The sequence below is a fragment of the Rahnella sp. PAMC25559 genome, from assembly GCF_050632365.1.
GTDB classification, from domain to species: domain Bacteria; phylum Pseudomonadota; class Gammaproteobacteria; order Enterobacterales; family Enterobacteriaceae; genus Rahnella; species Rahnella rivi.
This window is the reverse complement of sequence record NZ_CP192543.1, coordinates 299,644-314,752: the sequence shown is the minus strand read 5'-3', so window position 1 is coordinate 314,752 and position 15,109 is coordinate 299,644. Positions and strand designations below refer to the sequence as shown.

The 15,109-nt window shown below is 49.4% G+C and carries 16 protein-coding genes; 8 read left to right on the top strand and 8 right to left on the bottom strand.

All coding sequences use genetic code 11. The annotated features are described in order from the left end of the window. The first annotated feature begins 159 nt into the window (after positions 1-159). On the top strand, positions 160-1,737 hold the full coding sequence (locus ACQZQY_RS02745; RefSeq protein ID WP_431296579.1) for a methyl-accepting chemotaxis protein: 1,578 nt from the start codon (positions 160-162) through the stop codon (positions 1,735-1,737). A gap of 130 nt (positions 1,738-1,867) precedes the next feature. Here ACQZQY_RS02745 and fbp read toward each other — a convergent pair whose 3' ends face one another. After that, positions 1,868-2,872: a class 1 fructose-bisphosphatase gene (fbp, locus tag ACQZQY_RS02740; protein ID WP_431296578.1), complete on the bottom strand. Its 1,005-nt coding sequence runs from the start codon at positions 2,870-2,872 to the stop codon at positions 1,868-1,870. A gap of 167 nt (positions 2,873-3,039) precedes the next feature. Between fbp and mpl the strand changes: the two genes are divergently transcribed. Next, positions 3,040-4,425, top strand: coding sequence for a UDP-N-acetylmuramate:L-alanyl-gamma-D-glutamyl-meso-diaminopimelate ligase (gene mpl, locus ACQZQY_RS02735; RefSeq protein WP_136376603.1), 1,386 nt, complete (start codon positions 3,040-3,042; stop codon positions 4,423-4,425). 302 nt (positions 4,426-4,727) lie between these two features. Here the strand turns inward: mpl and yhcN (ACQZQY_RS02730) are convergent, their stop codons facing one another. The 3 genes from yhcN (ACQZQY_RS02730) to argR all read right to left on the bottom strand — a co-directional run bounded on the left by yhcN (ACQZQY_RS02730) (position 4,728) and on the right by argR (position 6,398). Beyond that, positions 4,728-4,991 (bottom strand): peroxide/acid stress response protein YhcN, encoded by a 264-nt coding sequence (gene yhcN / locus ACQZQY_RS02730; protein ID WP_217202884.1) that lies wholly within the window; start codon positions 4,989-4,991, stop codon positions 4,728-4,730. 190 nt (positions 4,992-5,181) lie between these two features. After that, positions 5,182-5,445, bottom strand: coding sequence for a peroxide/acid stress response protein YhcN (yhcN, locus tag ACQZQY_RS02725; RefSeq protein WP_056782454.1), 264 nt, complete (start codon positions 5,443-5,445; stop codon positions 5,182-5,184). Between the two features lie 482 nt (positions 5,446-5,927). Further along, a complete protein-coding gene (argR, locus tag ACQZQY_RS02720) occupies positions 5,928-6,398 on the bottom strand; it encodes a transcriptional regulator ArgR (RefSeq protein WP_056782453.1) in 471 nt (156 codons plus the stop codon). A 461-nt stretch (positions 6,399-6,859) separates the two neighbouring features. Here argR and mdh point away from each other — a divergent pair, with 461 nt between their 5' ends. Then, entirely contained in the window at positions 6,860-7,798 is a 939-nt protein-coding gene (mdh, locus tag ACQZQY_RS02715; protein WP_056782452.1) for a malate dehydrogenase, read from the top strand. 66 nt (positions 7,799-7,864) lie between these two features. On the opposite strand, the gene ACQZQY_RS02710 is transcribed toward mdh, so the two are convergent. Further along, positions 7,865-8,137 (bottom strand): helix-turn-helix domain-containing protein, encoded by a 273-nt coding sequence (locus ACQZQY_RS02710; RefSeq protein WP_056782451.1) that lies wholly within the window; start codon positions 8,135-8,137, stop codon positions 7,865-7,867. A 678-nt stretch (positions 8,138-8,815) separates the two neighbouring features. On the opposite strand from ACQZQY_RS02710, the gene ACQZQY_RS02705 reads away from it, so the two are divergent. Next, positions 8,816-9,175: a DNA-binding protein gene (locus tag ACQZQY_RS02705; RefSeq protein WP_056782450.1), complete on the top strand. Its 360-nt coding sequence runs from the start codon at positions 8,816-8,818 to the stop codon at positions 9,173-9,175. Positions 9,176-9,226: 51 nt separating this feature from the next. Here the strand turns inward: ACQZQY_RS02705 and ispB are convergent, their stop codons facing one another. Continuing rightward, the gene (ispB, locus tag ACQZQY_RS02700) at positions 9,227-10,198 is read right to left on the bottom strand and encodes an octaprenyl diphosphate synthase (RefSeq protein ID WP_431296577.1); all 972 of its coding nucleotides are present in this window, start codon (positions 10,196-10,198) and stop codon (positions 9,227-9,229) included. 259 nt (positions 10,199-10,457) lie between these two features. On the opposite strand from ispB, the gene rplU reads away from it, so the two are divergent. The 4 genes from rplU to cgtA all read left to right on the top strand — a co-directional run bounded on the left by rplU (position 10,458) and on the right by cgtA (position 13,293). Further along, on the top strand, positions 10,458-10,769 hold the full coding sequence (gene rplU, locus ACQZQY_RS02695) for a 50S ribosomal protein L21 (RefSeq protein WP_056782448.1): 312 nt from the start codon (positions 10,458-10,460) through the stop codon (positions 10,767-10,769). An 18-nt stretch (positions 10,770-10,787) separates the two neighbouring features. After that, entirely contained in the window at positions 10,788-11,045 is a 258-nt protein-coding gene (gene rpmA / locus ACQZQY_RS02690) for a 50S ribosomal protein L27 (protein WP_013573805.1), read from the top strand. 85 nt (positions 11,046-11,130) lie between these two features. After that, positions 11,131-12,087, top strand: coding sequence for a DMT family transporter (locus tag ACQZQY_RS02685; protein WP_056782447.1), 957 nt, complete (start codon positions 11,131-11,133; stop codon positions 12,085-12,087). 33 nt (positions 12,088-12,120) lie between these two features. Next, positions 12,121-13,293: an Obg family GTPase CgtA gene (cgtA, locus tag ACQZQY_RS02680; protein ID WP_056782446.1), complete on the top strand. Its 1,173-nt coding sequence runs from the start codon at positions 12,121-12,123 to the stop codon at positions 13,291-13,293. Positions 13,294-13,338: 45 nt separating this feature from the next. Here cgtA and pmrB read toward each other — a convergent pair whose 3' ends face one another. Together pmrB and pmrA are read right to left on the bottom strand one after the other, a co-directional pair. Further along, complete coding sequence (gene pmrB / locus ACQZQY_RS02675; RefSeq protein ID WP_431296576.1) at positions 13,339-14,442, bottom strand: two-component system sensor histidine kinase PmrB; 1,104 nt, start codon at positions 14,440-14,442, stop codon at positions 13,339-13,341. After that, on the bottom strand, positions 14,439-15,101 hold the full coding sequence (pmrA, locus tag ACQZQY_RS02670; RefSeq protein ID WP_056782444.1) for a two-component system response regulator PmrA: 663 nt from the start codon (positions 15,099-15,101) through the stop codon (positions 14,439-14,441). Before pmrA ends, pmrB begins: the two co-directional genes overlap by 4 nt. Positions 15,102-15,109 lie beyond the last annotated feature (8 nt).

Sequence of the window (15,109 nt, the reverse complement as noted above, 5' to 3'; positions counted from 1 at the left end):
CCGCCAGGTCATTTCACCGCGTAACTGCCTGTTTTTGCTTTTCTTATCAAGAAATTCAGTCAATTGCCGATAACTCTATTCAAATAAAAGTCGGGATAAACCTGACCCCTACCGCGATATGCACTTCTCCTTTTCACCTGAATGACTGGATAACACCGTATGTTGAATAAGCTGAGCGTAAAGGCCGGTCTGATCGGCCTGTTAGTGTTTATGACCCTGATTTTACTGTTGGTGAGCGTGCTGGGCGCCAATGCCATCAGGCAAAGTGCGACCTCGCTGCAAAAGATTAATCAGCTGCAGGGCGAGGAGTTGGGCTCGCTGGCTGACAGCTACAGTTACTCCCTGCGCACCCGTGTTGCCAGCGGTGTAGCTGTCCGTCAGCTGGAAATCGGCATGATGGATGATGCGAAAGCAACGTCCGACCGCATTGCCGGTTACATCAAACAGGCAGATGCGGATCTGGGAAAATTCGTCAGCATAGTGGATGACACTCAGCACGGCAGGGACTTGTCCGCGGCGGTGCAAAAAACCTACGAAGCCTACAAAACCAATGGCCTGGTCCCCATTCTTCAGGCGTTGCAGTCGCAAAGCGCCGACAGTTATTACGATGTGCTGGAGAATAAAATCACGCCCTACAGCAATGCTTACGACAAAGCGCTCGCGGATTTCCGCGCGTATGCGGTGGATAACACCCGTCAACGCATTGAGCAGGCTCGGGCAGAGGCGCGTATCCAGCTGACCGTCATCGTCGCGGCTTTTGTGGTGGCGCTGACGATTGCTGTCCTGGCGTGGTTTGCATTGCAGAAACTCATTATGCGTCCGCTGACGTTTTCCATCGCGCAGCTGGAATTCATTGCGCAAGGCGATCTGACACACGATATCGACGACTCTCACAACAACGAAATGGGACGCCTGCTGAAAGCCATGAAGCAAATGCAGGATTCTCTGGTGTTATCAGTTGGCCGCGTCCGCGATGCGGGTAACCAGATTGACGTGGGTTCGCGCGAACTGGCGGCCGGTAATGTGCATCTGGCGCAGCGCACCGAAGAGTCTGCGGCCTCCCTGGAAGAAACTGCCGCCAGCATGGAGCAGCTGACCTCGACCGTGCGGATGAACGCCGCAAACTCTGAACAGGCGAACCAGCTGGCGCACAGCGTTTCATCGATTGCGGACAAAGGCAGTCAGGCTGTTAATCAGGTGATGGAGAAAATGCAGGGCATCACCGACAGCTCCAAACGTATCGGCGATATCATTACGGTCATCGACGGCATCGCTTTCCAGACCAATATTCTGGCGCTGAATGCCGCCGTTGAAGCTGCACGTGCCGGTGAGCAGGGGCGCGGATTTGCCGTCGTGGCAGGGGAAGTGCGCAGCCTGGCACAGCGCAGTGCGCAATCAGCCAAAGAAATCAAAGAGCTGATTGGTGATTCAGAAAGCCGGGTGGCGGAAGGATCCAGCATGGTGAAATCTGCGGCGGCGACGATGCTGGAAATTTCCAGCGAAGTGACGCGCGTGACCAGCCTGATGCGGGAAATCTCGATTGCCACCAGCGAGCAAACGCACGGCATCGAGCAGGTGAATGTCGCGATCACCCAGATGGATCAGGTGGCACAGCAAAACGCCGCGTTAGTTGAACAGGCGACGGCGGCGACGCGTTCTCTGGAAGAGCAGGCTCAGCTGCTGGCGGCGAGCATGGCCGTGTTCAAACTGAATCAGTCTGAGCAGTACCGATCGTAAAACCGCATTTTGCAGGAAATAAAAAAGGTGGCTTAAAAAGCCACCTTTTTACGTTCAGAACAACGGTAAGGCTAAGTTACAGAGGTATCACGTTCATTCTTTGATGTTTTATTGTCGTGCCGCGCAGGGCTTATTCATCAGGGAATTCAGCGATAAAGCGTTCTGCATCTTCCACCATTGAGCAGTTACCGACGAAGAACGGCGCGCGTTCATGCAGTTTCTGCGGAATGATATCGAGAATGCGGTTTTTACCGTCGCTGGCTTTGCCACCGGCCTGTTCAGCCAGGAACGCCATCGGGTTGCATTCGTACAGCAAACGCAATTTTCCGTTGGGATGGGTCGCCGTACTTGGGTAAATGTAAATGCCACCTTTGAGCAGGTTACGGTGGAAATCTGCCACCAGAGAACCGATGTAACGTGAGGTGTAAGGGCGCAGCGTAGCTTCGTCCTGCTCCTGACAATATTTGATGTATTTTTTTACGCCGAGCGGGAATTTGATGTAGTTGCCTTCATTGATCGAATACATGCTGCCGGTTGCCGGGTAGCGTACTTTTTCATGGGAGAGGCAGAATACACCGAGTGAAGGATCGTAAGTGAAGGCATGAACGCCAACGCCGGTGGTGTATACCAGCATGGTGGACGAACCGTAAACCACGTAGCCCGCAGCGACCTGACGGTTGCCCGGTTGCAGGAAGTCAGCTTCGGTCACCGACTGGCCCAGTGGCGTGGTACGACGGTAGATGGAGAAGATGGTGCCGACCGAGACGTTAACGTCGATGTTTGAAGAGCCATCGAGCGGATCCATCAAAATGACGTATTTTGCATTCTCAGCGCGTTCGCCCTCGAAAATAACAATTTCGTCTTCTTCTTCCGACGCGATACCGGCAATTTCGCCGCGCGCTTTCATGGCTGCTTTTAACTTCTCATTCGCATACAGATCGAGCTTCATCTGTACTTCGCCCTGAACATTTTCTGCGCCGCTGGTACCGAGAATATCAACCAGACCCGCTTTATTGATGTCACGGTGAATGATTTTAGCGCCGAGTTTTATTGCTGAGAGCAAGGCGGTGAGTTCACCGGTTGCATGAGGAAAGTCTTGCTGTTTTTCAACAATAAATTCGCCTAACGTTTTCATAACACGTTCCCTGAATCTAGGATGGATAACGGTTCGTTAATAAAACCTTTACAAGAGCGTGGGCAGTTTAGCCCAAATATATGGATGAATCATAGGCAAATCCATTTCTTCTGAAGGATTCTGAGCGGTAGAATGGCGGCTGACTTAAAGGCATTAATGGAAAACATATGCGCATTCATATTCTTGGGATTTGCGGCACGTTTATGGGCGGGCTGGCGATGCTGGCTCGTGCTCAGGGGCATCAGGTTACAGGTTCGGACGATAACGTTTATCCACCGATGAGTACGCTGCTGGAAAATCAGGGTATTGAGCTGATTACGGGGTATGATCCTGCACAATTAGACCCTCAGCCGGATCTGGTGATCATTGGCAATGCGATGACGCGCGGAAACCCGTGCGTTGAAGCCGTGCTGGAACAGGGGATCCCTTACGTGTCTGGCCCGCAATGGCTGCACGACCACGTTCTGCCTGGGCGTTGGGTGATTGCCGTTGCCGGTACACATGGCAAAACCACCACGGCGGGTATGGTGACGTGGATCCTCGAAGCCTGTGGTTATGAGCCGGGTTACGTCATTGGTGGCGTGCCGGGTAACTTTGAGGTGTCTGCGCGTCTGGGCAACAGCCCGTTTATGGTGCTGGAAGCTGATGAGTACGATTGTGCTTTCTTTGATAAGCGCTCGAAATTCGTTCACTACAGCCCACGCACGCTGGTGCTGAACAACCTTGAATTCGATCACGCCGATATCTTCGACGATCTTAAAGCCATCCAGAAACAGTTCCATCATCTGGTGCGTCTGGTGCCGGGTAAAGGGAAAATCATCCTGCCCGAGCACGATACTCCGCTGAAGCAAGTGATGGCGATGGGGTGCTGGAGTGAACAGGAGTTTGTGGGTGAAACGGATGCCTGTTCGTGGGATGCGAAAAAACTGACGCCGGATGCCAGCTCTTTCAATGTCTACCTGAAAGGCGAAATCGTCGGGCAGGTGGACTGGAATCTGGTCGGTGAACACAACATGCATAACGGGCTGATGGCGATTGCCGCCGCGCGTCATGTCGGTGTGAAACCGGAAGATGCCTGTAAAGCCCTGGGCGAATTTATCAACGCGCGTCGTCGTCTCGAATTGCGCGGCGTTGAAAATGGCGTCAGCGTTTATGACGACTTCGCGCATCACCCAACGGCGATTCTGGCAACGCTCTCCGCATTGCGCAGCAAAGTGGGCGGCACGGCGCGTATTCTGGCAGTGCTTGAACCGCGCTCAAACACCATGAAAATGGGCATGAGCAAAAACGAACTGGCGCCGTCGCTGGGGCGTGCGGACGAAGTTTTCCTGCTGCAGCCGCAGCATATTCCGTGGCAGGTAGCAGAAGTGGCTGAACACTGTATACAGCCTGCACACTGGAGTGCTGATGTGGATTCGCTGGTGGATATGGTGATCAAGGCCTCGCTGCCTGGCGATCATATTCTCGTCATGAGTAACGGCGGTTTTGGTGGCATCCACGGAAAACTGCTGGAGGCACTGGCTGCGAAAGCGAGCCTGACACAGCAGCCATAATGTCTTCCTCAACGGCCTCAAAGCACAGCATCCGCTGTGCTTTTTTTTGTCTTTATTCCGGGCGATGGCTTATCAACAGACAAAAAAAAGCTCCCAAAAAAAGCGTGGGAGCCAAAGGGTGTCGTCGGACAGGACGACGAGGGTATCGTTAGCAAGAGAGCACGGCAGTGGCAGTGTCAGCTCTCTCCCAGCCTCAACAGCATCGTTTTATTGGGATGATCTGTGGCTGTTGAAACCCGGTAACGCTAATTCATAAAAATACTCAAGCAGTGGCTTTAGTTCTGGGTAACGTACAGAAAATCTTACTGATAGATTTCTGCTGTCGCGTGATAAGCGCCTTCATTATGGGCTTCGATCACACGATAAGATTTAGCGCCTTTGGCATCAGCTTTGTCAGACAGCTCCTGGCGAATATCGGTGGGTGCACCATTCACTCCGCTCACGCTGATCACGCCCATAGGTTGCAGATTTTCTGCTTGCTGATTCGTGATGAGTTGCGCAGCAGACGCACCGAAAGACACAGCAGACAACAGACTAAGAGCGGCGATAGTAGTGATGATTTTCATGATAATTTCCTGATTTCACTGACGTTGATGCAATTTGAGAGAGCAACGTCGATTCAAATGTAGATTTATCAGGGCTGTTAACTGCAGTTCAGGGCGCTTAAAGCGTGCGGGAACGTAAAACGGGCAGTGATAAATCTGTTTATTCACGGGCCTGATTTATTCAGGCCCCTTCGCGATGGCTACCGGAAAGTTACTGGTAGATTTCTGCGGTAGCGTGGTAGTTACCTTCCTGACGCACTTCAATAACGCGGAAAGCTTTAGCGCCTTTTGCATCAGCTTTGTCAGACAGTGCCTGGCGGATATCAGAAGGTGCACCGGCAACGCCGCTGACGCTGATCATCCCTTTCGCTTGCAGATTGGCAGCTTGTTCCTGACTAACAGGTTGTGCTGCAAATGCACCAAATGACAGAGCAGAGAGAATGCTTAATGTTGCGATTGTAGTTTTAACGTTCATGATTTGACCTCGTCGATTTTATTATGTGTTCCAACAACTGGTGTCTCACACCACGGAAATGAGTATACATCTAGTCACTCAAAATATTAATAGTTTGCTAATAGTTATTTGGGTGGTTATGTGTGTCCTATTGGTGTTTTTAATAACGGAAAGTAATAAAAAACGTCTATAAATTGTTCAAGCGGTGTTTATTTTTAGTAAAATCAATAGATTGAATGAATTTGATTATCTGTGCTTATTTTTGGTGTGAATCACATCATTGAAATATTTATGTGACGGAAATGAGCCTGTTGTGACCGGCGTTAACAGAAGAGGGCATGCGTCTTGTACCCGTTAATGGTAGAAAACCGGTATTTTTGTGCGGCATTTGAAATGTGAGCAATATAAAGGAAGGGTAAAGAGGCTGGCCTGAGGTCAGAAATTCTGTTCTTCTGACCCCCTGCACAGAAAGGGCGCTTACACCCTTGTACTATTGAGGCGGCTTATAACTCTTGTTCGAACAAACTCAGGATCGCATCGTGCAGTTGTTTAACGCTGAAACTGCGGGCAGGCGTAATGAAAATCGTATCATCACCCGCGATAGTTCCGAGGATACCCTCTGATTTTCCGAGTGAATCAAGCAGGCGGGCGATCAGCTGTGCTGCCCCCGGACTGGTGCGGATGACCACCATGGCTTCATTGTGATCAATGTCCAGTACCAGGTTCTTAAGCGGACTGGTCGTTGTTGGCACACCGATTTCAGCGGGCAGGCAGTACACCATTTCCATTTTCGCGTTGCGCGTACGCACCGCACCGAACTTGGTCAGCATCCGTGAGACTTTGGACTGGTTGATGTTTTCGAAGCCCTCCTCCTGGAGTGCGACGACAATTTCGCCCTGAGAACTGAATTTCTCTTCCTTCAGTAATGCTTTGAAGGCTTTGATTAAATCTTCCTGTTTGGCAGGATTACGCATTTTGCACCCTGGTCTCTTGATCAATGTTTGGCTGATTATGCAGATAATTGCATTTTTATGCAACAACGCAAGACATGGACAATCCAGAATTCACCGTTCTGCAAGGAATGTGACGGGTGTCGCGTTAGTGGGTTTTTCATGAATATGCCGAAATTGTGAATTTTGAGTAAGCCTTTCGCAGGAAGTTGGGCTCAACCGATTTCGATTCAGCTCACACAATGAACCAAATTTAACCATTTATTAACCTGACGTCTTTTGCGCTGCTACTTTTAAGGGGTAGCTTTCCGATAAAAGTCATAAAAGACCGGATAAGGGCGCTTAGGTGTATTTTTTTACTTTCTAAACGACCAACCTCAGATTCTCTGCAGGTGAGCGATTGTTTTTAACAGCGTAAGTGATTAAGGTCACAACCAAAATAATTCCACGACACTTATAAGTTAATGATAAAAAAGGAGTATAGGATGAAAGTTGCAGTTCTCGGTGCTGCGGGCGGTATCGGTCAGGCCCTCGCGCTTCTGCTAAAGACCCAGCTACCTTCCGGTTCCGAACTCTCATTATATGATATCGCTCCGGTGACGCCGGGCGTTGCTGTCGATCTCAGTCATATCCCTACCGCTGTGAAAATCAAAGGCTTCTGTGGCGAAGATGCCACACCTGCTTTGGAAGGCGCAGATATTGTCCTGATTTCAGCGGGTGTGGCGCGAAAACCAGGGATGGATCGCTCAGATCTGTTTAATGTTAACGCGGGTATCGTTCGTAATCTTATTCAGCAAGTGGCGAAAACCTGTCCGAAAGCCTGCATTGGCATTATCACCAACCCGGTCAACACGACGGTTGCTATTGCGGCAGAAGTGCTGAAAAAAGCGGGCGTCTATGACAAAAACAAACTTTTTGGCATCACAACGCTGGATGCGATCCGTTCTAATACTTTCGTTGCTGAGTTAAAAGGTAAGCAACCGGAAGACATTGAAGTGCCGGTGATCGGTGGACATTCTGGTGTCACTATTCTGCCGCTGCTCTCTCAGGTACCTGGTGTGACGTTCAGCGAAAGTGAAATCACTTCACTCACCAAGCGCATTCAAAACGCAGGCACTGAAGTGGTAGAAGCAAAAGCGGGTGGTGGATCAGCAACGCTGTCGATGGGGCAGGCGGCTGCGCGTTTCGGACTTTCATTACTGCGAGCTATGCAGGGTGAAAGCAACGTTGTGGAATGTGCGTATGTCGAAGGCAATGGTGAGTATGCTCGCTTTTTCGCACAGCCTGTTTTGCTTGGCAAAAACGGGATCACCGAATTGCTGGACATCGGTAAACTGAGCGCATTTGAACAGCAGTCACTGGAATCAATGCTGGAGATCCTGCACAAGGATATCGAACTCGGCGAACAGTTCATTAATCACTGATTGCGTCTCTTTATAGATAACCGCCGGCTTATCCCGGCGGTTTTTTTCTTTTATCTCCCCTCTGATTTACTCTTGCGCAGCATTGGGTGTGCGGCAACGGCGTTCAATGATCTGAAAAGTCCTGGCGTCGAAATAGCGGCTTGGCCAGATAATTGAAGGATGTAGCCCCAGCGCATTCGCGATGAGCAACTCGCCCTTGGGCCATGGCCGTGTCAGAGCGTTTGATAAGGTGGAAGAGCTCAAACCTGCAGAGCGCGATACTGCCGCCAGGGTGGTTCCTTTCTTTCTGAGTGCAGCAATAATATCGGCCTGATGCCAGTCTTCGTTCCTTGTATTCATGATGGCTTCCTTATTTGTTTAATTTTATTCCGCGGGCATATTTATCGCACTTATACATTTAACGAGGGTTTGATTTATTTACGATCATTTAAATCTATGTTTCTTAAAAACCCTCATTGCTTTCATTTAGAAAAATACATTCTTATTGTGATTTAAACAAACAAGTAAATTCATGTTGCTTTTTGTGATTCATGTCTATTTTCATGATGTATCACGTGCAAAGTTGAAATTTATTAAAGTGAATGCGTTATCGGTATGCGCGTTTTTTGATCTTTAGCATTTATAAAAATAATATTTAAATGTTTTGAGTGGTGAATTTATTATAGTTGAATGACATTTAATTATTGATTTTGAGATTAAGTCTTTGTTTTATGGTTATATTTTAATGGTGTTAATGTTTTTCTTTCAACATTATAATGCTTCTTTCTAAAAAACTTCCTTTAAGCATATTCATGGTTTATTGATAAAGATAATTCATGGAAACTTTTAAAGCAGCAGTGGACTCATTTCGAAAAATTGAATATCTTCTTTCCGTTAAATAGACGTTTTCCTTAAGTGGTGGCGTTAATATCTTCTCTAAAATAAACGTCGCCCGTGTCAGGAAAGCTTTGTCATTATTCACATGGATTTATAACAGCAACTTTCTTATTGGTTTGAATGAGAAAGACAAGGAACGTTATGAAAAAAGAGTGGTTTGCAGCAAAGGAGTTGACCGGTAAAGAAGGGCTTCCGACTTCGACACAAGGCGTGCACGGAATGGCGCGCAGGTTATGCTGGATAAAGCGAAGGAGGCGAGGTGTACAGGGGCGTGCGGTTGAATATCACATAGACAGTTTGCCAGGTAATACCGTCGCCAGTCTGGCGATGAATGAGCACTCGGCAGAGTATGTTTATACGTCGCATCAGGATCCCCTGGCGATATGGATTGAAAGCTATAAGCAACTGAGAGAGCCGGAACGTGAAACAATGATCTCGTTTATTGTGAGAGAAGGTGTTTCGGAAATATTAAACAGGTTACGCAAACCTGACGAAAGCTAGCGTTGTAACGCTGTCGTACCTGCCGTGGTCATGCAGGTACGACAGAAAACATCAGAAGTCGCGTTTCACAGAAAGGTGCGCCAAACCTTCAAGCGCGGAGCGGTAGACAGACTCCGGCAATACCTGAAGGGCTTTAATCGCTTTGTCTGCTTCTTCTTCAGCGCGCTGACGGGTGTACTCCAGTGAGCCCCACTGGTGCATGGCTGCCAGGACGGGTTCCAGTAAATGGCGCCCATTACCTTCTTCGATAGCTTTACGGATCATGGCTGACTGTTCTTCATCACCATTCTGCATTGCATGCAAAAGCGGTAATGTCGGTTTGCCTTCATCAAGATCATCACCGGTATTTTTACCCAGCGTTTCGCCGTCAGCATCATAATCGAGCAAATCATCAATCAGCTGGAACGCAGTACCCAGATAGCGGCCGTAATCCTGCAACGCGACAATCTGCTCCTGAGTTCCGCCAGCCAGCATGGCAGAAGACTGGGATGCCGCTTCGAAGAGGCGCGCTGTTTTGCTGTAAATAACCTGCATGTAGCTCTCTTCGCTAATGTCAGGATCATTGCAGTTGATCAGTTGCTGTACTTCGCCTTCGGCGATCACATTCACCGCTTTTGCCATCAGGGCTAAAACGGGAAGTGATTCCAAATCAGTCATCATCTGGAAGGCGCGGGTGTAGATGAAATCACCCACCAGTACGCTGGCAGCATTACCAAAAGCCGCATTGGCAGTGGCTTTGCCCCGACGCATGTCGGATTCATCCACAACGTCATCGTGCAATAACGTGGCGGTATGGATAAACTCAATCAACGCAGCCACTTTGATGTGCTTGTCGCCTTCGTAAGAGAGCGCCCGGGCAGTCAATACTGCAATCATTGGACGGATGCGTTTACCGCCACCGCTGATGATGTAATATCCCAGTTGATTGATGAGTGAAACTTCGGAGTTCAACTGTTCAAGGATGGATGCGTTGACCGCAGCCATGTCGTCCTGAGTAAGATCGATAATCTGTTCTAGGTTCATTGTGTTTTTTCGGCTGTTGTTCTCTTCACCGCAATGAGATCTGGCTCACATTGGCACATGGCGCTAACTGTAAAGGGGATTGTACTTGAAAAACAGTGTAGATAAATGATAACGAAAGAACTGCGCTTTTTTTCTTCTTTTGTGGTCATTGTGCTCTTGTCTTACTCTGATTTTTTGCGTAGAATTCGCGCCCTATTGTGAATATTTATAGCGCCCTCTGAACTATACAAAGTTGAGTGCGCGGAAAGCGGAGTTTTATATGTACGCGGTTTTCCAAAGTGGTGGTAAACAACACCGTGTCAGCGAAGGGCAGACTATTCGCCTTGAGAAGCTTGACATCGCAACTGGCGAAACGATCGAGTTTGATCAGGTTCTGATGATTGCAAACGGTGAAGAAATTAATATCGGCCTGCCTTTAGTTGCTGGCGGTATCGTTAAAGCTGAAATCGTTGCTCACGGTCGTGGCGTTAAAGTCAAAATCGTTAAGTTTCGTCGTCGTAAGCACTATCGTAAGCAGCAGGGCCACCGTCAGTGGTTCACTGACGTTAAAATCACCGGCATCAGCGCTTAAGATTAGGAGAGCGGAACAATGGCACACAAAAAGGCTGGCGGCTCCACACGCAACGGTCGCGATTCAGAAGCTAAACGTCTGGGCGTAAAACGCTTTGGCGGCGAAGCAGTACTGGCAGGCAGCATCATCGTTCGTCAGCGCGGCACCAAATTCCACGCTGGTATCAACGTGGGTTGCGGCAAGGACCACACTCTGTTTGCTTTGGCTGACGGTAAAGTCAAGTTCGAAGTTAAAGGCCCGAAAAACCGTAAGTACATCAGCATCGAAGCTGAATAAGTTTTTCTCGTCTTAGTAAATAGATGTAAGCCCCGCAACTCGTTGCGGGGCTTTTTACATTCTGGTTAGCCCATTCTGGCGGATAATGGATACTAAATCGCAGGCACCTGTCGGGATCATGTTAGCGCTGATCACTGCCATGAGTTGGGGCTCTTTGCCCATCGCTATGAAGCAGGTATTGGTCGTCATGGATCCCTTTACGGTGGTCTGGTACCGATTTTCCATGGCTGCAATTGTGCTGGGATGCATTCTTGCCGCGAAGCGCCGCTTACCGCCAAGAGTGATTTTAAGCAGGCCACGCTGGCTTATTCTGGTGTTAATTGCCACCGCAGGGCTGATGGGGAACTTTGTTCTTTTTAGTTCTTCACTGAAGTTTCTCAGTCCGACGGCTTCTCAGGTTATCGGTCAGCTTTCGCCTGTTGGTATGATGCTGGCCAGTGTGATAATCCTGAAAGAGAAGATGCGTGTCACGCAGGTTATTGGCGCCATTATGTTGATTTTAGGACTGATATTGTTCTTCAATGTCAGCCTGATTGAAATATTTACCCGTCTTACCGATTACACCCTCGGTGTGATTTTTGGTGTCGGGGCAGCAATGGTTTGGGTGATTTATGGTGTGGCGCAAAAGGTTCTGTTGCGTCAGTTGGCCTCGCCGCAAATCTTGTTTTTGCTGTACACTTTATGTTCTATCGCATTGCTCCCGCTGGCCAGTCCGGCGATGCTTTCACAGCTCAGCGGCTGGCAGTTTGCCTGTTTGTTGTTTTGCGGCGCGAATACCTTAGTAGGATATGGCGCCTTAGCGGAAGCGATGGCGAGATGGCAGGCATCGCAGGTCAGCGCAATAGTGACGCTGACGCCCTTGTTTACCCTGCTATTTTCAGATCTGTTAGCACTTGCCTGGCCGGGCTATTTCGCCGCACCAGTGCTCAATTTTGTAGGTTATCTTGGGGCATTTGTGGTGGTGGCGGGTGCAATGTTTTCCGCAGCAGGCCATCGTTGGTGGCCTCGTCGGACAGAGCAAAACCTGGTAGCTAAACTATAGCTGCCCGGCGAATGATTTACGGAGACAGTACAAATGAAGTTTGTTGATGAAGCCACAATATTGATCGTGGCAGGTGACGGCGGTAACGGTTGTGTGAGCTTCCGTCGTGAGAAATATATTCCCCGTGGCGGCCCTGATGGCGGCGACGGTGGCGATGGTGGCGATGTTTTCCTGCTTGCTGATGAAAACCTCAATACGCTGATCGATTTCCGCTTTGTGAAATCATATCGCGCGGAGCGCGGCACAAACGGTCAGAGCAGCGACTGTACCGGTAAACGCGGTAAAGATATTACGATCAAAGTTCCCGTTGGTACGCGCGTTCTGGATCAGGCCACCGGTGAAGTGCTTGCTGATATGACCAAACACGGTCAGATCAATATGGTGGCTAAAGGCGGTTTCCACGGTCTTGGCAATACCCGCTTCAAATCGTCGGTTAACCGTTCCCCACGCCAAAAAACCATGGGCACGAAAGGCGAAGAGCGTGATATCGCGCTTGAGCTGATGCTGCTGGCTGACGTGGGCATGCTGGGGCTGCCAAATGCGGGTAAATCGACCTTCATTCGTGCCGTTTCCGCAGCGAAACCAAAAGTTGCTGACTATCCGTTTACCACCCTGGTACCAAGCCTTGGTGTTGTTCGTATGGATAGTGAGCAAAGCTTTGTGATCGCCGATATCCCTGGTCTGATTGAAGGGGCATCTGAAGGCGCTGGTTTAGGTATTCGCTTCCTGAAACACCTTGAGCGTTGCCGTGTGTTACTGCACCTGATCGATATCGCGCCGATTGATGAATCTGATCCGATCGAGAATGCGAAAGTTATCATCAACGAGTTGCAGCAATACAATGCAAAACTGGCTGAAAAGCCACGTTGGCTGGTATTCAACAAAGTTGATCTGATCGAAAAAGAAGAAGCTGAGACGCGTGCTAAAGCCATTGCAGAAGCGCTGGGTTGGGAAGGTAACTACTACCTGATTTCAGCCGCTAATCGCGAAGGCGTGAATGCACTGTGCTGGGATGTGATGAAATTTATCAATGAAAATCCTAAGCACATGGCGATTGAAGAAGCTGCGCCAGAAAAAGTTGAATTCATGTGGGATGATTATCACCGTGAACAACTGGCTGAAGTGGAATCTGAAGCTGACGACGACTGGGATGATGACTGGGATGAAGACGACGACGAAGGCGTTGAAATCATTTACGAACGTTAATCCGGCGTAGATCTCAATCTGAAAGGCTGCCAGTGGCAGCCTTTTTTAATACATGTTTTTCGTGGTGCTGGCAGAAAGTGAAAGGGCATTTTCCAAAATCACATCGGGCAGCCAGCATTGCGCACTCAACCCGTGGCCTGAGGCACGGTTACGCAACGTCAACGTTCCGCAGTGAAGTTGAGCAATACGTATCACAATGTTCAAACCCAATCCGCTGCCGCCATAACGTTGATCCATACGTTTGAATGCCTGGGTCAGCTCACACGCTTTTGTCTCATCAATCCCCGGACCTTCATCGTCAATTTGTATCAGGAAACCCTTGTTCTGTGGCTGCACTGTAATGAGTATTTCACTGTTCTCAGGGCCGTAGCGGAAAGCATTTTCCACCAGATTCCTCACCAGTAAACGAAGCAGAACGGCATCTCCCTGAAGCGTGGCATGTTGCGGAAGCCTCAAAATCAGCCTTTGTTGGCGATCTTCCAGCATCTCGCAGAACTCTTCACGCAGCGGTTCGATGACGTTTGCCACAAGATCCACTTGCTGATATTCACCTTTAGCAAAATTTTGTCCGGCGCGGGATAACATCAGTAATTGTTCAATGGTATGCATAAGCTGATCGATGCGACCAATCAGGGTATCGCTGCCGGTGATGCCATTTTTTTGCATGATCTCAAGATGCAGACGCACTCCGGCAAGTGGCGTTCGTAATTCGTGAGCGGCATCGGCAGTGAATAATCGTTCCTGCTGAATCGTATTTGAAAGGCGCGAAAACAGCTGATTGAGGGCGTTTGTCACCGCCACCACCTCGCGAATTTCGCTGTTCAGTGGCAAAGGCGAAAGGTTATCTGCCGAGCGGGTTTCCAGACGTTTTTGTAACTGGTTTAATGGACGAATAATCCAGCTGATTGCCCAGAAGGAGAGCACCAGAGTAATGGCCATCATCAGCAAAGAAGGCGCAATCAGCGAGGCAATCGCTTCGGCAATTTCCTTCTCAACATGCGCATTGCGGACTTGGGCGGAAAGCGTGTCATTCACCAGCACATTAATCTGCTCCTGGCTTTCATGCCAGAGCCAGAAAATGCTGGTGAGTTGGGTGACAAAAAGAATCAACGCCAGCATAACAAGTAGACGGCGGCGCATACTGGTCACGGTGCTATCTCCAGCCGGTATCCAATGCCGCGCACTGTGCGGATGAGTTCCTTACCCAGTTTGCGGCGCAGGTTATGGACGTGAACTTCCAGCGTGTTGGATCCTAAATCGTCCTGCCAGGTATAGAGATCTTGCTGAAGTAACTCGCGGTTGACCGTTTGCCCGGCGCGCATCATCAGCCGGGTTAAAATCGCAAATTCCTTCGGCGTGACTTCCACCTGAGCGTCACCCAGATAGGTTTGCTGCGACGAGAGGTTAATTTTCAAATTGCCAACGGAAATCTCGTTATCACTTTGTCCCTGATAGCGGCGAATAAGCGCACGAACCCGCGCCTGGAGCTCGGCCAGGGCGAAAGGTTTGATCAGGTAATCATCGGCACCGGCGTCCAGGCCATCGACGCGGTCTTCAAGGGCATCACGGGCGGTCAAAATGAGGACGGGAAGGGAAATTCTTTGGCGACGCCATTGACGCAGAAGCGTGGCGCCATCTTTATCTGGCAACCCTAAATCAAGGATCACCAGACTGTATTGACTGGTCTGGATGAGGCTTTGGGCTTCTGCCGCGGTGGATGCGCAGTCGCAGACATAATTATCGCTGGTTAATGCCAGCGATAAACCCTGCCGTAAAAGTTCATCATCTTCAACTATCAGCAGTTTCATCGTCTGGC

What these genes read in the sequence shown, in the direction of transcription:
- ispB (WP_431296577.1), bottom strand. Translation starts at nt 10,198, where the DNA reads ATGAACCTAGAACAGATTATCGATCTTACTCAGGACGACATGGCTGCG.
- yhcN (WP_056782454.1), bottom strand. Translation starts at nt 5,445, where the DNA reads ATGAACGTTAAAACTACAATCGCAACATTAAGCATTCTCTCTGCTCTG.
- rpmA (WP_013573805.1), top strand. Translation starts at nt 10,788, where the DNA reads ATGGCACACAAAAAGGCTGGCGGCTCCACACGCAACGGTCGCGATTCA.
- ACQZQY_RS02705 (WP_056782450.1), top strand. Translation starts at nt 8,816, where the DNA reads ATGAAAAAAGAGTGGTTTGCAGCAAAGGAGTTGACCGGTAAAGAAGGG.
- argR (WP_056782453.1), bottom strand. Translation starts at nt 6,398, where the DNA reads ATGCGTAATCCTGCCAAACAGGAAGATTTAATCAAAGCCTTCAAAGCA.
- mpl (WP_136376603.1), top strand. Translation starts at nt 3,040, where the DNA reads ATGCGCATTCATATTCTTGGGATTTGCGGCACGTTTATGGGCGGGCTG.
- ACQZQY_RS02745 (WP_431296579.1), top strand. Translation starts at nt 160, where the DNA reads ATGTTGAATAAGCTGAGCGTAAAGGCCGGTCTGATCGGCCTGTTAGTG.
- mdh (WP_056782452.1), top strand. Translation starts at nt 6,860, where the DNA reads ATGAAAGTTGCAGTTCTCGGTGCTGCGGGCGGTATCGGTCAGGCCCTC.
- ACQZQY_RS02710 (WP_056782451.1), bottom strand. Translation starts at nt 8,137, where the DNA reads ATGAATACAAGGAACGAAGACTGGCATCAGGCCGATATTATTGCTGCA.
- cgtA (WP_056782446.1), top strand. Translation starts at nt 12,121, where the DNA reads ATGAAGTTTGTTGATGAAGCCACAATATTGATCGTGGCAGGTGACGGC.
- pmrA (WP_056782444.1), bottom strand. Translation starts at nt 15,101, where the DNA reads ATGAAACTGCTGATAGTTGAAGATGATGAACTTTTACGGCAGGGTTTA.
- yhcN (WP_217202884.1), bottom strand. Translation starts at nt 4,991, where the DNA reads ATGAAAATCATCACTACTATCGCCGCTCTTAGTCTGTTGTCTGCTGTG.
- rplU (WP_056782448.1), top strand. Translation starts at nt 10,458, where the DNA reads ATGTACGCGGTTTTCCAAAGTGGTGGTAAACAACACCGTGTCAGCGAA.
- fbp (WP_431296578.1), bottom strand. Translation starts at nt 2,872, where the DNA reads ATGAAAACGTTAGGCGAATTTATTGTTGAAAAACAGCAAGACTTTCCT.
- ACQZQY_RS02685 (WP_056782447.1), top strand. Translation starts at nt 11,131, where the DNA reads ATGGATACTAAATCGCAGGCACCTGTCGGGATCATGTTAGCGCTGATC.